This is a genomic window from Lysinibacillus sphaericus, from assembly GCF_000600105.1.
GTDB lineage: Bacteria > Bacillota > Bacilli > Bacillales_A > Planococcaceae > Lysinibacillus > Lysinibacillus sphaericus.
Window position 1 is genome coordinate 718,424 of record NZ_CP006837.1, and the last position, 23,612, is coordinate 742,035.

General features: G+C 38.7%; 19 protein-coding genes. 16 read left to right on the plus strand and 3 right to left on the minus strand.

Features of this window, described 5'->3' with window-relative positions:
• Positions 1-198 precede the first annotated feature (198 nt).
• From ftsE to T479_RS03305, 8 genes are all read left to right on the plus strand, one after another.
• The gene (gene ftsE, locus T479_RS03270; RefSeq protein ID WP_024362499.1) at positions 199-885 is read left to right on the plus strand and encodes a cell division ATP-binding protein FtsE; all 687 of its coding nucleotides are present in this window, start codon (positions 199-201) and stop codon (positions 883-885) included.
• Positions 875-1,759 carry a permease-like cell division protein FtsX gene (gene ftsX / locus T479_RS03275; protein ID WP_025218659.1) on the plus strand — a complete coding sequence of 295 codons (885 nt, stop codon included), beginning with the start codon at positions 875-877 and terminating at the stop codon, positions 1,757-1,759. Before ftsE ends, ftsX begins: the two co-directional genes overlap by 11 nt.
• A 186-nt stretch (positions 1,760-1,945) precedes the next feature.
• On the plus strand, positions 1,946-3,247 hold the full coding sequence (locus T479_RS03280) for a murein hydrolase activator EnvC family protein (protein WP_025218660.1): 1,302 nt from the start codon (positions 1,946-1,948) through the stop codon (positions 3,245-3,247).
• A gap of 260 nt (positions 3,248-3,507) precedes the next feature.
• Positions 3,508-4,128 carry a hypothetical protein gene (locus T479_RS03285; RefSeq protein ID WP_025218661.1) on the plus strand — a complete coding sequence of 207 codons (621 nt, stop codon included), beginning with the start codon at positions 3,508-3,510 and terminating at the stop codon, positions 4,126-4,128.
• Entirely contained in the window at positions 4,125-4,712 is a 588-nt protein-coding gene (locus tag T479_RS03290) for a peroxiredoxin family protein (protein ID WP_025218662.1), read from the plus strand. Before T479_RS03285 ends, T479_RS03290 begins: the two co-directional genes overlap by 4 nt.
• A gap of 250 nt (positions 4,713-4,962) precedes the next feature.
• Positions 4,963-6,411, plus strand: a complete 1,449-nt coding sequence (locus tag T479_RS03295; protein WP_024362504.1) for a S41 family peptidase — start codon at positions 4,963-4,965, stop codon at positions 6,409-6,411.
• Positions 6,412-6,535: 124 nt separating this feature from the next.
• Positions 6,536-7,717: a PDZ domain-containing protein gene (locus T479_RS03300; protein ID WP_025218663.1), complete on the plus strand. Its 1,182-nt coding sequence runs from the start codon at positions 6,536-6,538 to the stop codon at positions 7,715-7,717.
• Positions 7,717-7,941 carry a DUF2198 family protein gene (locus T479_RS03305; protein ID WP_024362506.1) on the plus strand — a complete coding sequence of 75 codons (225 nt, stop codon included), beginning with the start codon at positions 7,717-7,719 and terminating at the stop codon, positions 7,939-7,941. The genes T479_RS03300 and T479_RS03305 overlap by 1 nt, the downstream gene beginning before the upstream one ends.
• A gap of 167 nt (positions 7,942-8,108) precedes the next feature.
• On the opposite strand, the gene T479_RS03310 is transcribed toward T479_RS03305, so the two are convergent.
• On the minus strand, positions 8,109-8,435 hold the full coding sequence (locus T479_RS03310) for a branched-chain amino acid transport AzlD family protein (RefSeq protein WP_024362507.1): 327 nt from the start codon (positions 8,433-8,435) through the stop codon (positions 8,109-8,111).
• Positions 8,432-9,163 carry an AzlC family ABC transporter permease gene (locus tag T479_RS03315; protein ID WP_025218664.1) on the minus strand — a complete coding sequence of 244 codons (732 nt, stop codon included), beginning with the start codon at positions 9,161-9,163 and terminating at the stop codon, positions 8,432-8,434. Before T479_RS03315 ends, T479_RS03310 begins: the two co-directional genes overlap by 4 nt.
• 125 nt (positions 9,164-9,288) lie before the next feature.
• Here T479_RS03315 and T479_RS03320 point away from each other — a divergent pair, with 125 nt between their 5' ends.
• The 8 genes from T479_RS03320 (at position 9,289) to T479_RS03355 (ending at position 22,577) form a co-directional block, all read left to right on the plus strand.
• Complete coding sequence (locus T479_RS03320; protein WP_024362509.1) at positions 9,289-9,840, plus strand: type II toxin-antitoxin system RelB family anti-toxin; 552 nt, start codon at positions 9,289-9,291, stop codon at positions 9,838-9,840.
• 11 nt (positions 9,841-9,851) lie between these two features.
• The gene (locus tag T479_RS03325; protein WP_029747216.1) at positions 9,852-10,475 is read left to right on the plus strand and encodes a TVP38/TMEM64 family protein; all 624 of its coding nucleotides are present in this window, start codon (positions 9,852-9,854) and stop codon (positions 10,473-10,475) included.
• A 167-nt stretch (positions 10,476-10,642) separates the two neighbouring features.
• Positions 10,643-14,152 carry a helicase-exonuclease AddAB subunit AddB gene (gene addB / locus T479_RS03330; RefSeq protein ID WP_025218665.1) on the plus strand — a complete coding sequence of 1,170 codons (3,510 nt, stop codon included), beginning with the start codon at positions 10,643-10,645 and terminating at the stop codon, positions 14,150-14,152.
• Between the two features lies 1 nt (position 14,153).
• A complete protein-coding gene (gene addA / locus T479_RS03335; protein WP_025218666.1) occupies positions 14,154-17,867 on the plus strand; it encodes a helicase-exonuclease AddAB subunit AddA in 3,714 nt (1,237 codons plus the stop codon).
• Positions 17,868-18,027: 160 nt separating this feature from the next.
• The gene (locus T479_RS03340; protein ID WP_025218667.1) at positions 18,028-19,194 is read left to right on the plus strand and encodes a DUF418 domain-containing protein; all 1,167 of its coding nucleotides are present in this window, start codon (positions 18,028-18,030) and stop codon (positions 19,192-19,194) included.
• 123 nt (positions 19,195-19,317) lie between these two features.
• Positions 19,318-20,220, plus strand: a complete 903-nt coding sequence (locus tag T479_RS03345; RefSeq protein ID WP_024362513.1) for a fumarylacetoacetate hydrolase family protein — start codon at positions 19,318-19,320, stop codon at positions 20,218-20,220.
• A 288-nt stretch (positions 20,221-20,508) separates the two neighbouring features.
• Positions 20,509-20,877: a YisL family protein gene (locus T479_RS03350; RefSeq protein ID WP_024362514.1), complete on the plus strand. Its 369-nt coding sequence runs from the start codon at positions 20,509-20,511 to the stop codon at positions 20,875-20,877.
• A 224-nt stretch (positions 20,878-21,101) separates the two neighbouring features.
• Positions 21,102-22,577, plus strand: a complete 1,476-nt coding sequence (locus T479_RS03355) for an alpha-amylase family glycosyl hydrolase (RefSeq protein ID WP_025218668.1) — start codon at positions 21,102-21,104, stop codon at positions 22,575-22,577.
• Positions 22,578-22,681: 104 nt separating this feature from the next.
• Here the strand turns inward: T479_RS03355 and T479_RS03360 are convergent, their stop codons facing one another.
• Complete coding sequence (locus T479_RS03360; protein WP_025218669.1) at positions 22,682-23,539, minus strand: fatty acid kinase binding subunit FakB; 858 nt, start codon at positions 23,537-23,539, stop codon at positions 22,682-22,684.
• Positions 23,540-23,612: the final 73 nt, after the last annotated feature.

The following is a 23,612-nucleotide window of genomic DNA, read 5'->3' on the forward strand; positions in this document are numbered from 1 at the left end:
TAGAACTTTCCATCGATTCCTGTTTTATTTTGTTGGTGTTTGATAGATTTATATAAAATATTCCAAAAAATATTAATTAACTAGGAGAATATTCCAACGAATGAAATAAAACTGTAATAAAAAATCATAGATTGAGTGCTATAATAGAAAAAGGAATACATCTTACATATATAAGAGGTTTAGGTGGTTTAAAAAATTATGATAGAAATGAAAAATGTGACAAAGAAGTACCCGAATGGTGTAGTTGCGACAAATGGCATTTCGGTTAATATAAAACAAGGTGAGTTTGTCTATGTTGTTGGTCCAAGTGGTGCAGGTAAATCGACATTTATCAAGTTAATGTACCGCGAGGAAAAAGCTACTTCAGGTGAAATTACTGTTAATGGTATTGATTTGGGCAGTTTGAAAAATAAAAAGGTACCTTTTTTGCGGCGTCAACTTGGTGTTGTTTTCCAAGATTTCAAATTATTACCAAGGTTGAACGTCTATGAGAACGTAGCATTTGCTCTAGAGGTAATTGAAGAGGAGCCCGTAGAAATTCGTAGACGGGTTATGGAAGTTTTAGAACTTGTTGGCTTAAAACATAAGGCAAGAATGTTCCCAAATGAACTTTCTGGTGGTGAGCAGCAACGTGTCTCCATTGCACGTTCCATCGTCAATGTACCAAAAGTTGTGATTGCAGATGAACCAACAGGAAATCTAGATCCCGAGACATCTTGGGAGATTATGAATTTATTTGAAGAGATTAATGCACGGGGTACAACAATCGTAATGGCAACCCATAACCGTGAAATAGTGAACACTATTCGTCGACGGGTTATAGCGATTGAAGGCGGTATGATTGTCCGTGATGAGCACGGAGGTGACTACGGCTATGAAATTTAATACGGTAAAACGCCATTTTCGAGAAAGTGTTAAATCACTTGGACGTAATAGCTGGATGACAATTGCTTCTGTCAGTGCAGTTACGGTGACTTTAATATTAGTAGGTGTATTCTCACTCATTATGATGAACTTAAACAAAGTTGCATCTGATTTAGAGAACGACGTTGAAATAAAAGTGTTAATCGACGAAACAGCAGATGAAGCTGCTGAAAAAGCGTTATTAGCAAAGATTAAAAAATTGCCAGATGTTGCGGAAATGACATATTCCACAAAAGAGGATGAATTAACAAAGTTAGTAAAAGATTTTGGGGATGACTTTAAGCTTTTTGAGCAAAGTAACCCGTTACGAAATGTCATTTATGTAAAGGCGGCAGATCCACAACAAACAGCAAAAGTTGCAAAGACAATTAATAAGTATGAATATACATACGATGTTAAGTACGGCGAAGGTAAAGTAGAAAAACTTTTCAACTTCCTAAATATTAGTCGTAATGTGGGGCTTGTGCTGATTTTAGGGTTATTATTCACTGCGATTTTCTTAATCTCTAATACGATTCGTATTACGATTATCGCGCGTCGTGATGAAATAGAAATTATGAAACTAGTAGGGGCAACAAATTCATTCGTGCGTATTCCATTCCTTTTAGAAGGTATGTGGCTTGGAATTTTAGGCTCTATTATTCCGATTGCGGTTGTCGCAACACTTTACCACAATGTTTATAAAATTATTGCACCTCGTTTACAAGGTGAGCTCGTGCAACTATTAGATTTCTCACCACTTGTTTACCAAGTGAGCGCTCTGATACTTCTTATTGGTGTGTTAATTGGTATATGGGGAAGTTTCATGTCTGTACGTAAGTTTTTAAAAATTTAACTTGCTTTGTGGCAATAGTCATTCGTTTTGTAGGGCCAAATCAGGTAGTAACGGTGCCAAAGAATGTCACAGATTTCAAAAGCAGATTCTGCCGACGCGTAAACTTAGCTAAATTTGCACCACAATTTAAAGGCTTTTAAAACGGCAAAGTTTATGGGAATTAAATATCGAAGGGGAGTCCATTAGATGAAAAGTATAGCGAAAAACTCTATAAAAGCATTTGCGGCAACAACTGCACTACTTCTTTTTATCCAAACTCCATCAGCGTATGCAAATAGTTTATCGGATTTAAAAGAAGAGAAAAATCAAGTAGAAACAAAGAAAAATCAATTGAATTCTTCTATTAGTGGTAAAGAAAACGCCATTAATGAAAATAAAGAAAAGCAACAAAAACTATTAGATCAAATTCAAGCGTTAAATGCTGAAATTGACAGAACAAATAGTGATATTAAAAATATATTGGCTGAAATAAATGCTACAAATGATGAGATAAAAGCATTAGAAGGAACTATCGAAGAACTTCTTCGCAAAATTGAAGAGCGTGATTTATTGTTACAAGATCGTGCACGAGCAATTCAAGCTGGGGGCTCAGTTAGCTACTTAGATGTACTACTCGGTTCAAATAGTTTCGTAGACTTTATCGATCGTTTCTCTGCTGTCAATTCATTACTTGAAGCAGATCGTCAAATTATTCGCGATCAAAAACAAGATAAGCAAACTTTAGAAGAGCAAAAACAAGTTCTAGAAGGCAAACGCCAAAAGCTTGAAGAACAGAAAGCAAAGCTAGAAGGTTTAAAAGCATCCTTAGATGGACAGAAAAAAGAGAAAAACAAATTAGTTGATCAGCTAGAAAAAGAACAAGAGAAACTAAAGTCTGAAAAAGTATTACTTGAAAAAGAGTATTCAGAGGCACTGGAAATTAGTGCAGAATTACAGCAAAAAATCATTTCCGAGCAAAACCGTTTAGCGGAAATTGCCCGTCAACAAGAGGCAAAACGTAAAGCTGCAGCGGCAGCTGCTGCGGCGGCTGGGAACTCGGGTTCAAGCTCTGGTTCTACGGTGAATGCACCAGCATCAGAAGGTACTTGGATTAAGCCGACAAATGGTCGTTTAACATCACCGTACGGCTGGCGTAACCTTGGAGCCGGTCCAGAATTCCATTATGGTGTTGACCTTGCCAACAAAACAGGTACACCAATTTGGGCATCTGCTGACGGAGTTGTATCCTATGCAGCACCACTAAGTTCTTATGGAAATGTTGTTATTTTAACACACTCTATCAATGGACAAATTTATACAACGGTTTATGCACATCTTAGTGCCTTTAACGTTAGTGTAGGGGATGTAGTGAACCAAGGACAGCAAATTGCAGCAATGGGTAGTACAGGTCGTTCTACTGGACCGCACTTGCATTTTGAAATTCATATCGGCTCTTGGCAAGGACAAGCAGTTGGTAGTGTGAATCCACTAAAATATATTCCATTATAATAAAGAATTAACAGAGTCGTCTTATGTTTAAGGCGGCTCTCTTTTTTTATTTGCGCCAACTCGTTCGAAAAAAAGTGGACGGAATTTCATCTGTTCATTGCAATAAAATACGATATGGGGTATTTTAAAATAAAGTACTAATAAAATTTACATTCTATATATCCATTAGTAGTTTTTTTGAACACAGTGTGAAATAACAGTTTTCGTAAAAGCATCTATGCTATGCTAAAAGTATCTATATTGATGGAGGATTTGTTTAGGTGATTAATACTGAGTGGTTTTCAATTCGTGCATTAACATTACCAGCAACAGCTGTTGCTTTATTACTAGCGTTTTTCATCGTATGGCTTGTTTTGCGAATACAATTTCCGAAAATATGGTCAGGGGTATATGGAGATGCCATCTTTACTTTTATACTCGTTTGGAAATTTAGCCTTATTATTACGGACTTCCAATCGGTCATTAATCAACCGCTAGCGCTTCTTTACTTTAATGGAGGAACAGTTGGAGTGTTACTAGGGGTAGCTGCTATACTGTTACAATTTTGGCGGAAGCGTCAACAGCTACAGTTTGACACTGAGGGTATAATGGCGTGTGGTTGGGCAATTATGTTAACGCAATCCATTTATCAATGGTTCGTGGTATTATTGAATGACAATCCACTGCAAAGCGAACTCATCACTTTAGTAGTGCTAAGCGTGCTAACGATTTTCATATTATGGAAAGTACCAACAACGAAGACAGCGTTATTCCTGTATACCGTTGGCTATTGTATCGTAGCTGCATTACAGCCACTTGGTTTTTGGCAAACGGCTGTTGGGGTAAGCTTCCTACTACTTCTATTAGGTATAGGAATTCAACGAATAGGAGGAAAAGAATGAAAAAAAATATTGGGTTACTTATTGTCGTGTTGTTAATAGTTGCGATGATTGGTACATATGTTAAACAGCAAATTGATAAAGAACGTGAAATTGAATCTGCATCCCTCGGTAAAGAAGTAGAAGAACGGACAGTCGGGTTGAATAAAGGTGATATACCGCCAGATTTCACATTAACAAACTTAGATGGTGAAGAAGTGACATTAAGTGAATTGCGTGGAAAAAAAGTTGTACTCAATTTTTGGGCAACATGGTGTCCACCTTGTAAAGCTGAAATGCCGCATATGCAAAATTATTACGACCAATATGCCAAGGAAGATAATGTTGAAATATTAGCTGTCAACTTAACATCAGCTGAACGAGATGTCACAGCCGATGCTAAAATTGATACAGTTATGACATTTAGAGATGGCTTTGAACTGACATTTCCTATTTTACTGGACCCTGAAAATGCAGCTGGTTCAGAATATCAAGTCATTACGATTCCTACAACGTATTTTATTGATTCAACGGGCACCATTCAGCAAGCGATAGAGGGTCCAATGAATTTAGAGATGTTAAAAAACACTGTAAATGCATTAGATTAAGTATGTGCGTGCCAGACACCCAAACAATTCTGAATTTTGTCAGAAGATTATTCAAAATAGCTAAGTAAAATCCACGAAGAATTCTGCGGCTTCCGTTGTGACCGTAGAAATCTTCGTGTTTTTTAATTGTTTGGGTGCCAGACACCCAAACAATTAGTGCCAGACACCTAAACAATTCTGAAAACCAAAACATTATTTTGTATGTTTGAAAAATATAATTCATACAGTAAAGAGACAGAGGAGGGAAGGTTTGCGCAAAATTACGGCAGGAGTCGGCGTACTTGTCAGCAGTTTATTGATAGGTAGTGGATTTTATTTTGACTGGTTTGATGGAGATGGAGCAGAGAAAAAAGTGCAAGTGACTGAGGTTGATTCGATTAATGAAGCATTACAATTAATCGAAAAAAAATCTGTGTATAGTACTAAAAAGGAAGAATTAGTAGAAGGGGCTCTGCGCGGCATGGCTGATGCTATTAAGGACCCGTATAGTACTTATTACACGAAGGAAGAAGCCGAGCAACATCGACAAATGCTAGCAGAAGAACGTGTTGGTATTGGTATTGAACTGACAGAAAACAAAGGGAAGTTCATTGTCGTATCACCTGTTCGTTCGTCGCCAGCAGAAAAGGCTGGGATGCGCTCTCTTGATGAAATTGTACAAGTTGATGGGGTAAAAGTAGATGGCAAAACAATGAGTGAATTAATGCATTTGATTCAAGGAGAAAAAGGATCAAAGATTACAATTGTTGTCTATCGTCCTAGCGAGGATAAACATATTAAAATGACGATGGAACGGGCTGCGATTTCCAATAAAACAGTAACGAGTGAGGTAGTAAAGATTGAGGATACGCCAATAGGCTATATTCAAATCTCGTTATTTGGAGAGAAGACAGCAAATGAATGGGTGACAGAAACGAGTAAATTACTACGCAAAGATATAGAAGGGCTCGTTGTTGATGTTCGTGATAATCCTGGAGGCTATTTACATAGCGTCGCAGCGCTACTAAGTACACTATTGGAAAATGGCAAAGTATTTGCCTATATGCAAAATGCAGAGGGTGCCATGGAACCATTAAAAACTGAATCGAAAAGCTTTGATGAAAATTATTTAAGTACGATGAATAAAATTCCGATTGTCATTATTCAAAATGGCGGTAGTGCTTCTGCTAGTGAAGTGCTGAGTGGTGCGTTAAAGGGCTGGAATCGTGCTTCCATTGTCGGCGTTAAAAGCTTTGGTAAAGGCACAGTACAGGAATCTTGGTCTCTAGCCAATGGGGGAGAACTGAAGCTATCAACAAATAAATGGCTGACGCCAAAACGTGAATGGATCCATGGGAAAGGAATTGAAGCTGGATTAGTGATTGAACAAAATGAATTATTTGCATTCCAATTGCATCCGTTAACAGGACAATTCAAAGTAGGTGATATGAGCGAAGAAATTGCTTATACGCAAAAAGCCTTGCAAAAGCTAGGTTATCAGATTGACCGATTAGATGGTTACTTAGATGAGACTACACAAGAGGCAGTAAAACTCTATCGCGAACAACAAAAATTAGCGCAGCCTGATAATGATATGTATGTCGATTCTACCTTTTTCAATAGTTTAAATGGCACGTTAAAGGCTTATAAAGAAGATCGCCAAAATGACTTACAATTCCAAATGGCGACGAGCTTCCTACTGCACAATATCGAACAATAGAAATACTCAATCTAATAAAAATGATGGGAAATACCAAGCTTTCTACCAGTTACTACTACGCAAGACAGTAGTCGTTTGATACAATGAATGCATAGTATTCATGATAGAAACGGCGGGTGTTCGTATGGTTAGTAATATATTAATAGAAATTGTAACAGCGATTGGCCGCTTTTTACTGAACCCAGTAGTTTATATTGCAATAGTAGTTGCTATCTTTTTAGGGTATAGACGTGTAAAGCAAGAGCGTAAATTTTTTAACAGACGTATTATTTGGGGTTGGACCGAACTGATAGGGCAATGGAAACGAGGATGGCCTTATGCCTTAGTTATTTCACTAATAAGTCTTGGTGTCGGGCTGACAGTACCCAAAGCATACTTATTGATTTTAACCGCTATATCTTTCCTTGGTCTCTTGTTGTTTTTCATCAATGTATTGTCACCCATCTACACAATGGCAATGGCAACGTTAGCATTATGGGCAATGTACCAGTACAACTGGTCGTTCTCCTGGTGGAAGATTTCGTTGGAAGGCATCGATTTATTAGAAGGGGCTATTGTGACAATTACGATTTTAACAGGTCTAAGTGTAGTAGTGGAAGGTATGTTAATTCGTCGTACTGCGAAACAAGTAATAACGCCTAGAATCGAAAATACGAAGCGCGGAATGCAAGCTATCGTATATCGCTCAAGAAATGTTTGGGTGTTACCTATATTTTTTATCATACCAGGTAATAGTATTCCATCGGCATTGCCTTATTGGCCGCAATTTACATTGGGCGATAGTCACTTTGCACTCGTATTATTCCCAGTCGTTATCGGATTTTCAAAATTGTTAAGGAAAGAACTGCCTGTTGCTCAGTTGCCGAAAATAGGACGCTCTGTCTTATTATTAGGACAGCTGATTGTAATAGGTGGACTTGCATCATATTTTGAAGCGTTAATTGGCTTTATAACGTTAGCGTTAGGGGTATTGATACGGATTATTATAGCAGTTTATTATGCTTGGCAAGATAAGACAGAGTCATATGCGGTTGCACCAAGCACTAAGGGTGCGGTAATCGCTGCTGTGCTGCCTGATTCACCAGCAGAAAAAATGGGCTTACTCGCAGGGGAATGTATTCGTAAAGTAAACGGACGCACGATTACAACAGAAGTTGAATTATATGAAGCTTTACAATTAAATGCTGCACATTGCCGTTTAGAGGTATTGGATCGGAATAATGAAATTCGCCTAACGCAGCATGTTATTTACAGCAATGACCATTATCGAATTGGTTTATTGTTGGCGGAGCCGAAAGAACTATGATCGATTTATATGGGAAAATGATGCTAGCATTATTTTTACCAGCATTACTCGTGTTATTGTTTACTCGTATTACGTATAACCGCTATGTAGCGTTAAGTTTGGCTATTGCACTTATTGCCGCTTCAGTATATGCAGGTTATACTTCCCCACCTATTATTTTTGTTGTTGATGCTTTTTCGTTAACGCTTGGCTTTTGGCTAGCGAGCAAAATGCACAAAAAATAAGGAGGGCTGTGTTGCTGCCTTCACTATTAAAATCCGCTCCGATTTTGCGGGCACTGTGTAAGACGTAACTTTCCTAAAGTGGATGGTTTCGTCTTACATCTTGTGCTATTTTCGCAAGCGTCTAAGCGGGTTTTTTATAGTGAAAAGGTACACATATAACAGTTTCTTTACATGAAGAATCTGACGGAGGCCATGATAATAACACCTGCTACAACTGTAATTGATAAGCTTTTTGTGACAAGTGCAATGATAAGGGTAGGCACAAATGTAATAAAGACAGGCCAATCCAATGTAACGAAATTTTTGCTTTCAGTATCCAATAAATTTTCAATGACAAGCGCACTGAGAATACAAACAGGAATGAAGCTTAGCCATTTTAAAACAACATCTGGTAGTTTCACACTACGTACGAACATAAATGGAATAATGCGTGGTAACCAAGTCACTAGTGCACAACCAATGATTAGCCACACCATCGAAGCTGTTGTCGTCATTTGTCTGTCACCACCCCAATCGTTGCGACGATAACAGTGGCAAGAAGCACTGCTAGATGCGAAGGAACGACGTATGATAAGCCATACATAATTACAACCATATAGCCAATTAACATCAGGTAATGCATAATTTTATGTTTGCCCACGCTACTAAGTTGTAGCACAAGTAGAGCAATAAACATGGCAATTAGTGCAAAGTCTAAGCCCCACTTTTCAGGATTAGCCACCCATTGTCCTAGAAAGGCACCTGCAATACAAGATAAAATCCAAAATGCATACGCTGTTATATTTAGACCATCCATCCAACGACCATATAATTTACCGTTTTGCATTTGTTTGGTTACGGCCACACCAAACGTTTCGTCTGTTAATAATGTACCGAATCCAACATTGCGAAGCATCGAATAGCGCGTAAAATGTGGAGCTAATGTTAAACTCATTAATAAGTGACGTAGATTTACGACAAAAATGGTTACAATGATAGCAGAGGTAGGACTGCTTGTTAACAAGAGTGCACAAAAAATAAATTGTGCAGAGCCTGCATAAACGAGTATTGTTAGTAATGCAATTTCTACTAAAGATAGGCCAGAAGCGGAACCTACAACCCCGAATGCCAGTCCTATACTAATATAACCGAGTAAAGTAGGTACACAATCTTTAACTCCTTGTATAAAGCTATCTTCGGAAGCAGTTGTTGGTTCATTATGAAGATCTGTTGTGCTTGTCATAAAAAGGTCATCCTTTCAAAAAAGTTTCCATGTATACTTAAAATAGAATAGTTAGAACATTCACACATGTTTATTAAAGTATACATATGTCTGATAAAATAAACAACAGGAAATGGTGAGTCGTAATGGAACAAATGAGTCGAAATTTAGCTTTCCAATTAAAGAAAATACGGCAACAACGCAGTGTAAGTTTAGATGATGTAGCGAAAGCAACGGGGGTTAGTAAGGCACAGCTTGCCCAAATTGAAAAAGGTGAAGCGAATCCTACTGTTTCAACGATTTGGAAAATAGCCGCAGGTTTACGCATCTCTTTTTCATCACTTTTACAGCCGCCGATTGCCCATTTTATGAAATTTAGCAGTAAAAATGCACCACATGTCGATGAAGACGAAGGGCGTTATCGGGTCTATTCCATTATTCCTTATGATCCTGAACGAGGTTGGGAATTTTATAAAGTGGAAATGGAGCCTGGTGCAAGGAGTAGGAGTGAAGCCCATACAGAAGGGGTAGAAGAAACGGTAACAGTGATTCATGGACAAGCTGTTATTTCGGCTGGGGTTATGCATGAAACGATAACCGAAGGGGAAACATTGGTATTTTCGGGACATCAAGCACATGAATATCAAAATATATCAGAAGAACTTACGGTTTTACATGTAATCTTGCAATATAAATAGAGGTGGCAATAGTGAATGAATGGTTTACTGTAGAAAATATGGAACATATTGCGGCACAATATCGAACACTTGGACCAATAATGGGGATATTACTGCCCTTTTTAGAAGCGTTTTTACCTTTTTTACCATTGGTTGTGTTCGTCGTGGCGAATGCGAGTGCATTTGGGTTATGGATAGGGTTTTTGTTATCGTGGTTAGGTTCAGTAGCTGGTTCATATGCTGTTTTTTTGCTTGTACGTCACTTTGGAAAGCATCCGAAGCTCCGTTTTGTAACAGGCAGTAAAAAGGTACAAAAGTTTATTAAATGGGTGGATATGAATGGTATTAGCCCATTGTTTGTCTTACTATGTTTTCCGTTTACGCCTTCTGTAATAGTGAATATAGTAGCGGGCTTATCACATATTCATAAAAAATACTATCTAATTGTTTTATTAGCCGGAAAATTCGTCATGATTTTTGGCATGAGTGTATTGGGCTATGATTTAAAATCGCTTATCACGAGTCCGGTACGACTAATTAGTGCGGGTGTAGCTATCGTCTTACTATGGTGGATTGGCAAGCTAATGGAGAAGCGATTGAATGCTCGTGTAGAAAGAGATTTGAAACGTGGGCGAAAAATGACGAAAAATGAATAATCTTCTAGGCTGAATCTGCACATGCGGTCCCTTGTATCATGTAAAATGGTAGGAGGGTCTTTTTATTTCATTTCTTTAGTCGTTTTATATTGGCGATTACTAGGGAACGCTCACTACAAGTTTCTGAAGATAGAATATAATTTTTTAATGAATAGGGGGAAGCATGAATGACATTACGAATTGTATCAGGACGTGCAGGTACCGGAAAATCGGCTTATATTCATAGAGAAATAGTCGAACAATTAAATACCGATCCATTAGGTCACCCTATTTTTATCATTGTCCCTGACCAAATGTCTTATTCAACTGAATATGAACTGACAAATAGACATGGTTTGCACGGGCTCATACGTGCACAAGTGATGACGTTTAAACGCTTAGCTTGGCTTGTACTTCAAGAAACAGGGGGTATTGCTCGCCAAGAAGTAAATGGCTATGGTTATCGAATGCTTATTCGAAAATTGCTAGAAGAGCAGAAGAGTGATTTTTCGTTATTTCGACAAGCTGCTGGTAAGCGGGGCTTTACAGAGGAAATTGAAACGTTGTTACGCGAATTTAGCCGTTATAGCGTGAACAGTTCAGTTTTAAGTGATGTAACAACCTCTTTAAAGGCGATTGATGCACCTCATACACTACAGGCGAAAATCAATGATTTATACATTGTTTTACAAGCATTAGAAGCTCGACTCGGTACAACTTATGTCGATAGTGAAGGCTATTACCCGATTTTAACCGAGCACTTAAAATTTTCTGAGACGATGAAACAGGCAACAATTTATATAGATGGCTTTACTGCCTTTACTGTAAGAGAGCTAGAGCTTGTAAAAGAATTACTAAAGGTGACGAAGCAAGTAACGGTTGTGCTACCGTATGATCATATGGAAGAAGCTAAAGATGAGCAGGCATTATTCAATGAAGCGGCAACTACAAGTCAACGCTTGCATGATATAGCATATGACAATGGCATTGAAGTCGAAGCACCGTTGCATTTTATCAAAACCCATCGATTTCAGTCAAAAGACTTACAGCATGTAGAAGCAACATTTGCGGATATGGTGCCCCAAACAGAAAAATCCACAGGTGATGTGAAAGTTTTTGAAGCCTCAAATCGTCGGGCTGAAATCCATGCCATTGCCCGGGAAATAACGAAGCTGACGAGGCAGGAGGGCTATCGTTATCAAGATATAGTGTTGCTGTATAGGCAAGCAGACGTATACGATCCGCTAATTTCAACAATTTTTCAGCAATACGACATTCCTATTTTTGTGAATACAAAAAAAACGATGCTTCACCATCCGTTAATTGAATTTAGTCGATCTGCATTGGAAGTTGTTATTTCAAATTGGAAATATGAACCGCTTTTCAGAAGTGTGAAAACAGATTTATTTTTCCCATTACATGCTGATAACAGTGTTTGGCGTGAACGTGCTGACCGTCTTGAAAATTACTGTTTAGCGCAAGGAATTTACGGAGAGCGTTGGTTTGACGAATCTCGTTGGTTTTATAAAAAATATCGCGGGCTTGAATTCCATTCTCGTGTGCAAACAGACGAAGAACGTGCGATGCAGACAGAAATTGAGGCCATTCGCGACGAAATTCGCACACCATTAAAAGCGTTACAGGACAAGCTTATACTGGCGAAAACGGGTAGAGATGTGGCAACAGCGTTATTTGAGCTAGTAGAAGAAGTACAAGTATATGACAAGCTTCAAATCATGAAAGATCGTGAATTGGATAGAGGAGAGGCGTTAGCCGCAAGTGAGCATGATCAAGCATGGAAAGAATGGATCGCCGTACTCGATCAGTTTGTTTACATGTTTGGCGAGCAAGAAATGTCGGTACAGGAAGCGGCAAAGATTTTAGATGAAGGTTTTGATACATTAGAATTCGCGCGTATTCCTCCAACTTTAGATGAAGTGATGGTGGCAACGGTCGATTTAGCGCGCCTATCACACATAAAAGTTGCCTTTGTTCTAGGAATGAACGATGGCGTCTATCCTACACGTCTGGATTATGAAGGTCTATTGTCTGATGTAGAACGTGAATGGTTTACGCATATTGGCTATGAATTAGCACCGACATCTAAAAATCGGCTATTACAGGAAAACTTTTTATTGTATCGTGCAATAACTACGCCATCTGACAAGCTTTATATGACTTATCCAACGGCGGATGAAGAGGGGAAAGCTTTAATATCCTCGTTATATATAAAGAAAATTATAGGAAATGAAAAAACGGCAGGTCTTTTAAGTGGGGTAAACGTCGAGCGTGTTGTCATTGATCCGATAGAATTACTTGATGATAATGTATTGCCTTATATTCGCCATCCTCGTACAGCGTTAGCTCATTTAATGCTGCAATTAAGGCAAGCGGAGCATAGTCGTGAACTTGCACCAGAATGGGTTGCTTTACAAAAATATTATGAACAAGATCCATACTGGGCATTAATTTTACGTCGCCTGATGCATCCAATGACACATAAAAATGAGGCAGAACCGCTAGAAGGTTATATTACACAAGAATTATATGGTCGCAAGCTCACTTCAAGTGTGTCACGTATAGAAAAATACTTCCGTTGTCCGTTTTCTCACTTCACGACGTATGGGCTTCGTTTAGAGGAACGAGCAGAATATCGTTTAGAGACATTTGCAATGGGTGATTTGTTCCATGAAGCATTGAAATGGATTACCGAAGAGACGCACCGTTTACAACTGTCGTGGATTCGTTTATCAAAACAGCAAATTCAACAACTTGCACGACAGGCAGTAGAGCAAATTGTGCCCGTTTTCTCTCACCAAATTTTATTATCTAGTGCACGTTATCGTTATATTCAACGTAAGCTGATTCGCATTGTAGAGCGCACGATGATGGCACTGACACAGCATGCCAATGTGTCACACTTTAAACCAATTGCTATTGAAGCATCGTTCGGGCCGGGGCAGCATGAACAGCTACCGCCATTGGAAATTGATTTGCAAGGTGGCAAAAAAATGTACATGCGCGGTCGTATTGACCGTGTGGATAGTGCATCGATTGATGATCGCTCGTATTTACGAATAGTCGATTATAAATCGTCTGCTCGTGACTTAGATTTAAATGAAGTGTATCATGGCCTATCATTGCAGGTGCTAACGTATTTAGATGTAGCGATGGAGAATGCATCCTATTGGTTATCTGGCGATGCAGAGCCTGCTGGTGTGCTTTATGTCCATGTCCATAATCCGATGTTAAAACTGGATAAGGACTTGAGTGACAGTGAGATTGAAGAAGATCGGTTAAAGCAATACAAAATGAAGGGACTTTTAACTGAAAATCCTGAGGCTATTTACTCGATGGATGAGCAGCTTGAGGAAGCGAGCGGGCATTCACAAATTATTCCGGTTTATATGAAAAAGGATGGTACCCCTTCTGAATCACAATCACGCATCGTGCCCGTTAATGATATGAAAAATCTCCAGCATTTTGTCCGCCGTAAGCATCAAGAGGCTGGCAACGGCATTTTAGCAGGGGATACGGCTATAAGTCCTTATAAGCTAAAAGCAAAAACAGCGTGTGATTACTGTCAATTTGCAGCAGTATGCCAATTTGACCCATCTGATGGCAAACAAAGTTATCGTCAGCTACAGCAAGTAAAGCCAGTAGAAGTTGTCGAAAAAATTCGCAAGGAGATGAACTAACATGGTGCAGCAAATACCTGTCAAACCAGCGAATGTCACTTGGACGGATGATCAGTGGAAAGCGATTTATGCAAGTGGGCAAGATACACTTGTTTCAGCAGCTGCAGGCTCTGGTAAAACGGCGGTCTTGATTAATCGCATGATTGAAAAGGTTGTGGCAACAGAAAATCCAATGAATGTGGACGAACTTCTTGTCGTAACGTTTACGAATGCTTCCGCAGCTGAAATGCGTCATCGTATGGCAGAGGCGCTTGAAAAAGCAATTGCAGCAAATCCGACGTCGAGCCATTTGCGACGTCAGTTGAGCCTAGTCAATAAAGCGCAAATCTCGACATTGCATTCCTTTTGTTTAGCAATTGTTAAGCAGTATGCTTATTTGCTCGATATAGACCCAGGTTTCCGAATTGCTAATGAGGCAGAAATCGCCTTGCTCCGAGATGATATATTAGCTGACGTGCTAGAATCTGCCTATGATACAGATGACGAAGCGCGAATTCATGCAATCTATCAACTTGTCGATAGTTTTACATCAGATCGTGATGATCAAGCGATTGAAACATTAATAAGTAAGCTTTATGATACGTCGCGTGTCCATGCTGAACCACAAAAATGGTTAACGAGCTTACCAGAAAGCTATCAGCTAGCGGACGATGTGACAATAGATGATTTAGATTTATCTAAATATGTAAAATTAACTTTAAAACATAGCCTTGAAGAAGCATTCGTTCTCATTTCTGAAATGCGTGCGATAACGCTTCAGCCAGATGGACCGGCTCCATATGCTGAAACCGCTGAAATTGATTTTGCAATGATTCAGGAAGGGATTCGTATCAGTCAAGAGGGCACATGGCAACAGCTATTTGATTATTTTTCAACAGTCAAGTGGTCGACATTAAAACGGGTATCCAAGGATGCTTTAGTCGATTTGGAGCTTCAAGAGCTAGCGAAGAAAAAGCGTGAGGCTGCTAAAAAAATAATGAATAAGTTAAAAGATACTTATTTTGTTCGTACACCTGCACGTTTGCTGGAAGAAATTAGACTGATGGCGCCAACGATTGCAACATTAGTTGACTTGACGTCTATTTTTAGCCAGCAATTCCGTCTTGCGAAATTAGAGCGAGGTATTATCGATTTCTCCGACTTAGAGCATTATGCCCTGCAAATCTTAACGGAAGAGGTAGAGGGCGAATTACAGCCATCGCCCGTTGCGTTAGATTTACAAAGACGTTTTAAAGAAGTGCTGGTGGATGAATACCAAGATACGAATATGCTACAGGAAACCATTTTACAATTGGTCAAGCTAGGCGATGAGCACGATGGCAACCTTTTTATGGTTGGTGACGTAAAACAAAGTATCTATCGCTTCCGTTTAGCGGAACCTAAACTTTTTATGCGGAAGTATGGGGAGTTTGTAGAAAATCCTGATACGACGGGGATGCGCATCGATTTGAATGCCAATTTCCGTAGTCGTAGTGAAGTTTTAAACGCAACCAATTTTGTGTTTGCACAAATTATGGATGAACGTGTCGGTGAAATACAATATGATGACAATGCTTCATTGAAGCCAGCAGCGCCGTATGATGCGAAAGAGGTACCTGTTGAGCTCGTGATTTTACATCCGCCAGAGGAAGAGGCAGCGGATGAAGAAATGGAAGAAAGTATAACTGAAGCATCAGAGCTTGAGGAACTGAAGAAATCACAATATGAGGCACGTTTTATAATTGATCGCATTCGACAATTGATGGAAGAGGGAACAACGGTATACGATACGAAAACAAAAACAGAACGTCCTTTAAAATACAGTGATATTGTCATTTTAATGCGCTCTATGACGTGGTCTACAGATTTGGTCGAGGAATTTAAGTTGGCAGGCATTCCTCTTTATGCAGAGTCATCTAAAGGTTATTTCGATGCCTTAGAAGTGATGATTATGTTGAACACACTAAAAGTTGTCGATAATCCATATCAAGATATACCATTAGCTTCTGTATTACGTGCACCGTTTGTTGGCTTAACAGAAAATGAGCTCGCAAAAATTCGTTTAGCAGATACTAAAACACCGTTTTATGATGCATTAAGGCAATTTATACGCAGTGAAGGACATGGTGTGCAATCCGAAACATTTGAGAAGCTTCAACGTTTTATGTTGGCATTTGAAAACTGGCGAGATTTAGCACGTCGTGGCTCTTTGTCGGATTTAATTTGGAAAATTTACTTGGATACACATTATTATGAAATGGTTGGTGCCATGCCGAATGGTAAACAACGACAAGCAAATTTACGCATTTTACACGATCGCGCATTAATGTATGAAAAGACGGCGTTTCGAGGGTTGTTCCGCTTTTTACGCTTTATAGATAGAATGCGAACGCGTGGGGATGATTTAGGAACAGCAAAGTCGATTGGTGAAAAAGACGATGTAGTGAGACTTGTAACAATTCACTCATCCAAAGGTTTAGAGTACCCAGTTGTTTTTGTTGCAGGAATGGGACGACCTTTTAACAAAATGGACTTCCACAATCCGTATTTATTTGACCAAGATTATGGGCTTGCAGTTAAAGCAATTGACCCTGAAAATCGGATTACCTATACTTCTTTACCATTTCTAGCGATGAAGGAGAAAAAAGAGCTGGAGATGAGAGCCGAAGAAATGCGGGTGTTGTACGTAGCAATGACGCGTGCAAAGGAACGACTTATTTTAATTGGCTCCGTAAAAAATTGGGATAAAACACTTGATTCCTGGCTGGACGCGCAAAACTTGCCTGTGGATGCTCCTTTGCAAGATTATTTACGCGCGCGTGCAAATAGTTATTTTGACTGGGTTGGGCCAGCTGTTGCGAGACATGCTGATTTTGCAGCTATTACAAGTACTTCGTATAAAGCAAGACAAGATCTCTCGCATTGGTGGGTAAGAGCCATTTCAACACATCATTTTATGTATGAAACGCAAGCGTTAGATGAAGATGTGCAACAGATGTTCACAACGCCAGAGGACGCAGCTCTGCTTGCAGAAATTACAGCTCGCTTCCAAGCTCAATATGCATATCAAAAATCGACACAGAAGCGTTCGAAAACATCTGTTAGTGAAATTAAACGTCTAGAAAGCTTACAACGTCTAGAGGAGCCAGAATACTATTTTACCGCTCCTAAAAAGAATAAGGGTACGATTGCCCCACGACCAACCTTTTTACAAGATAAGCAGCTTACAGGTGCGGAAATGGGGACAGCCATTCATACGGTCATGCAGCATGTACCACAATGTGGCTTTAGCACAGTGCAAGAAGTGGAGCAATTTGTCACTGAGTTAGTGGTAAAACAACTGCTAACCGAGGCAGAGAGCAAGATTGTTCCGTGTGAGAAAATTTACCGTTTCTTTACAACCGATATTGGCCAACGTTTTAAAAATGCGAAGCAAATTCGAAGAGAAATGCCATTTACGATAAGCTGCGTGGATGAGGATGGCGACGCTCAAATTGTGCAAGGGATTGTCGATTGCTTGTTTGAGGATGTCTACGGTCACTGGATATTACTCGATTATAAAACCGACCGCATTGGGCGGCAATTTGCAGAGGAGCCGGCGTTATCGAAGGAACTTTTAGGTCGCTATGGGGTGCAACTACGTGTTTATAGCGAGGCACTTGAGTCGATTTTACACATACAAGTATATGAGAAAGTGTTGTACTTATTTGATATTGAGCAGGCGATTTATGCGTAGGGTCAATATCCTTTGCCTGTAAAATGAAGTATTCCTTTCAGCAATGTTAAAAACAATAGGCAAACTTCTGCGTGGAAAGTCAGCTTGATCGAAGTTTACTGAAAGCGCAGAAGGATGCGCATTGTAGTTTAACGACTTAGAAAGAAGAGGAGGCTATTTTGTGAATTTGAAACCGACGATGTTGCAGGAACGAATCGCAACATTAGATATTTTACGTGGAATTAGCTTGCTAGGTATACTAGTCGTCAATATGTATGCTTTTTATTTGCCAATGCCACACATTGATTTAGCGTCATGGTTTACAACACCGTCAGATATTGTTTGGCAACAAAATTTAGATATTTATGTGCAAAGTAGTTTTTATCCTTTATTTTCCTTATTATTTGGTTATGGATTAGCGCTACAATGGCAAAAAGCTCAAAGTCGTGAACAAAACTTTTATGGAACAGGACTCCGAAGGTTAACTGTTTTATTTATGTTCGGTTTGCTGCATGCGCTCCTTATTTGGTGGGGAGATATTTTAATGATGTATGCCTTCTGTGGCGTTTTTCTGCTGTTGCTTTTACGTTTACATCCCATCTGGCTATTCGTAACGGGTATTCTTATCAATGGATTGATGCATGTTTTTATGTTGCTTGTAGTAGGTTATATTAACTTTAATACGGAGATTGAAACGTACTTGGATATTACTGGTGTGGAAAAGGCAATCACAGCTTATGGTACTGGTAGTTGGATGGATGCCTTTTTACAGCGTTTATCTGACTTATCTATTCAAGCGGGAATCGGGATGTGGATTGCGTCATTATTTACGATATTACCGTATATGCTAATAGGTGCAGCTGCCTCCAAATGGCATTTAGTAGAACGTGCAAAAGAGCTGAAATGGCTGTGGTTAGCACTTGCGATAGCTGGGTTGGCACTTGGTATATTTTTGAAAAGTGTACCTATCCTATTTACACGTACGTATTTACTTGATTATATAAAGGTCTATATCGGTGGGCCGATTTTATCAGTTGGCTATATTGGCCTTGTTGTTTTACTTTGTCTGATTCCAGTCATACCAAAAATACTTAGTCCTTTTGCAAAAATTGGACGCATGTCGTTAACGATGTACATACTGCAATCCATGATTGGCACATTTATATTTTATCAATTTGGATTAGGTTGGTATGGGAAAGTAAGTGTAGCTACAGGTGTATTAATTGCTATCGGTATTATTGTCGTGCAAATGATTTTTGCAGAAATTTGGCTTACAAAATGGAAGCAAGGCCCATTAGAAGCAATTTGGCGTAAGTTAACATATAAGACGAAAACTGAATCAAGCTAAATTTTGTGCGTAACATGCTTAATTAATAGAGAATTAGCAACATTAAAAATTGTTATCGTAAAAGTAAGGTAATTTATATCATATTGTTGTATCATGTAGAAAAAAGAAGGAGCTCTTAAAATCATGAAAATTTTATCATTTAAATTAGGTGGACATGTAAGTTTTGGACCAAAAGTAAAAAAAGAAGAAGCGGTATGGGATGTACTCGCTATTCAAAACGAATTACAAGTTCTCCCTTCTTTTTCAAGTTCAATTGTTGATGGCATTGCTTTAGGCTTCGATTTTGTTGAACAAATTCGTAAATTAGTAGAAGCAGCGGAAAAATCAGACCGTGCGAATAGCTTCAAGCGTGAATTTACAGTGATTGAATGGTTATCTCCAATTCCGCGCACACCAAAAAATATTATGTGTATTGGCAAAAACTATGATGAGCATGCAAAAGAAATGGGTGCAGAAGCAGCACCAATCGATTTAATGGTATTTACAAAATCGCCAACTGCTATTGCGGCTGATGGTCAAACACTATCAATCCATGCAGATCTTTCTTCAAAAATGGATTATGAAGGGGAACTTGCAGTAGTCATTGGTAAACGTGGGAAAAACATTCCGAAAAACTTAGCTTTTGACTATGTATTTGGCTACACAATTGCGAATGATATTACAGCACGTGACCTTCAAGATAAACATAAACAATTTTTCTTAGGTAAAAGCCTAGAAGGCACATGCCCATTAGGACCATACCTTGTAACAAAGGATGAAATTCCAAATCCGCAAGAGTTAACAGTTGTTACAAAAGTAAATGATGAAGTACGTCAAAATGGTACAACGAAAGATATGATGTTTACGGTCGAATCGCTCGTATCGATTTTATCCCAACATGTAACGCTAGAGCCAGGTGATGTGATTTTAACGGGTACACCAGCAGGCGTTGGTAAAGGCATGAATCCTCCGCAATATTTAAAAGCGGGTGATACCGTGAAAGTATCCATTCAAGGTATCGGTACGTTAGTTAATCATTTTGAATAATATAGCTAGTCCGCGTGAGTGTAAGCTCCGCGGATTTTTTAATTTGACTCAGCACAGCTCATCACTTTTCTAAGGTGGACGAATAGCAAATAACTAACAGAAAGCTCCCTTAAATCAAGCACTGGTAGCTGTCATAGATTTTTTTATTAAGCAAGTTCGAAAGTCTGGAATCCATGACGTTTAGACGTAAATTCATTCAATTTTGTGAACACAACTTGTAATATTTGAAACCATTACCACTGCATGATAGGATAGAGTTTGATAGAAAAAAAATGAGGTGGGACAAAAATGGATTTTTTAACTAACCAAACACATTTGCACATTACAACTTGGGTAGTTGGCATCGTAATCTTTTTAATTGCAGCACTTAGTGGTAAGCAGTCCAAAGGCTTACATATGTTATTACGTTTATTCTACATTTTAATTATTATTACTGGCGGGGCATTATTTATTGAAGCGATGAAATTCGGTCAAGGAATGCTTTATGGCTTTAAATTTTTAGGCGGTATTTTCGTTATTGGCATGATGGAAATGGTGTTAGTTCGTCAAAAGAAAAACAAGCCAACAACAATGTTCTGGATTTTATTTGCAGTATTTTTACTGATTACAATGTTCTTAGGATTCAAGCTACCAATGGGATTCAATTTCCTTGCATAATGTTTAATAAAAGCCGTGAAGTTGTTCTTCACGGCTCTTTTATTTTCTTGAAGTGCCAGACACCAGAACGATTCTGAAATTTCTGTGTTTTTAAGTTAACTTAATTTGACACCTTTTTGTCGTAATTCATTTTGCATTTCGGTAAAATATTTTGAAATGATAGCAACGTTACTGTTTTATTTGGTAAAATGACGTTGGATTGGTTTGAAAGAGAGGGAATAAAAGTGAAATTTAAGAAGTGGATAAGCGCGACAGCTGCATCGCTTTTACTGGCAACTTCATTAATAGGCGCAACACCTGCACACGCGGATGAAGTACAAAAAAGAACGATTGCTGAAGAAAGCATTTTTGATTTACTCGTTGACCGTTTCTTTAATGGCTCAGGCACTAACGATTATGATACAAATACGCAAGACCCAACGAAATTTGCAGGTGGCGACTTCACCGGTCTACTAGATAAACTAAAATTTATTGGCGAAATGGGCTATACAATCGTATCCATTGGGACAATTTTTGACACAGAAGTATACGATGGTTCTATGCCAACGAGCTATAGTACAATCGAAGAGCATTTTGGAACAGCAGAAGAATTCCAAAGTGTGGTGAAGGCATATAAAGAAAAAAATATGTCAATGATGGTGGACTTTCCTTTAAATAATGTAAGTCCTAATCATGAGTGGGCAAAAGATGCAGCAAAGCAAAACTGGATTGCCTCAACAAATAATGGGCACATTCAGTGGGATTTAACGAATAAAGATGTTCAAGCTGCTTTAATCGAATCAGCAACAGAATTTGTTTCTACATATGATGTGGGTGGCTTACGTTTAACGAATATTGCGGATGCTGACACAGCATTTATTAATGACATGATTAAGGCGTTAAAAAGTACCAACAAATCGTTATATGTGATTTCGAATGAAGAAAGTGATGCGAATTTTGATGCATCCTTCTCACCAGCTACAGCAGAGATTTACCGTAATATTTTCAAAAATGTAGATCAGGACTCTTCAAAGCTAATGGAGCCTCTTGCTGGTGAAAAGCCAACGCAAATTATGATTGATTCATTACAAACATATCGCTTTACATTTGATTCTGCTTCTGAAAATATGTTCCCACCAACACGACTGAAAATGGCGATGGGTGCGTTATTTATGCTGCCTGGTATTCCAGTTGTTCAGTATGGTACCGAAATTGCCATGAATGGGGAAGAGAAACCTGACACGCATCAATTATACAATTTCAAAACAGATGAAGAGTTAATTGACTATATTAAAAACGTACAGTCATTACGTAACCAATCAGCGACATTACGAAAAGGTGATTTCGAAGTTATTACAAATGACAATGGTTTACTTGTGTTTACGAGAAAATCCGATGAAGAGCAATGGATTATTATGGTGAACAATACAGGAAAAACACAACGTGTCGATTTAACACCAGATCAAATTGGTGAGGGTAAAATGCTAAACGGTATTTTACAAGAAGAAAAGGTGCGAATTAATGAAAAAAATGTTTATCCAGTAATACTAGACCGTGAAATCGTAGAAATTTATCAAGTGAAGGACGATGAGGGGCTAAATGTTCCTTACATGGTTGCGCTTGGATTGGTCTATGTTGTATTTATTGGCTTCGTTATTATTATTATTAAACGTGGAAAAAAACGTCGTCAACAACAAGACGCTGCCAGTGAAAATAACTAATTGAAAAAGTGTTAGATTGATTGCAATCAATCTAACACTTTTTTGCTGTGCGCGTAGTTGCCTGCAATGGCGATTTGTCTAAGTAGACTTCTACCAGCTTCACACTACGCCTGATAACTTTTATTCGTAAAGAAAATTGCAATTGTACCAGGCCCAACATGGGAGCCGATAACAGAGCCAATCATTGTCATTTGGACTGCTTTTGGTGCAAATCTTTCTTGTATGGATGCTTTTACTTCGTTAGCAAAGGCCAAGTCATCACTATGGCTAATTCCGACAATTTTATCAGCAAAATTGCCACCACGCTCTTGCATTAAATCCAACATACGCGCAATGGCTTTTTTACGACCACGTGATTTTTCAATTGGTACGAGTTTACCGTCCTCTACGTTCAAAATAGGCTTTATGCTAAGGAGTCCGCCAAGGAAGGCACTCGCTTTCGAAACACGACCTCCTTTTGCAAGGTAATCTAAATCTTCCACTGTAAACAGATGCTCCATCTGTGAAGCGAGTAATTGTATTTTTGTTTCGATTTCATCAAGCGAAGTACCTGCTTTTCGAAGTTGCACAGCTTCTTCAACGACTAAGCCATAGCCTAATGAGGCACATTTCGAATCGACTATTGCGAGCTTTAATGTTGGATATTGTTCAAGAACTTGGTTGCGGATCATTACAGCTGTACTATACGTACCTGATAATTCAGATGAAAAGGCGATGTAGATACCTTGCTCACCGCTTTTTGCTAGGTTTTCGAACTGTTGCAGAAAGAGCTCTGGTGAAACTTGCGATGTTTTTGGATGAGCCCCTTGGCGAATAGCATCATAAACTTCTTTCGAATCAATCGACAAGACATCATCATATTCATGGTTATTTACTTGTACACGTAGCGGAAGTAGAATGACATCATTCTCTTCGTAGTATGACTTTGGTAAATCACAGCCACTATCAGTAAAAATTTTCATCATCTTGACCTCCTAAAAAACTGTATTTACTAGACATGCTGGTATTATTCTATTTCGTCATGATTTACAATAA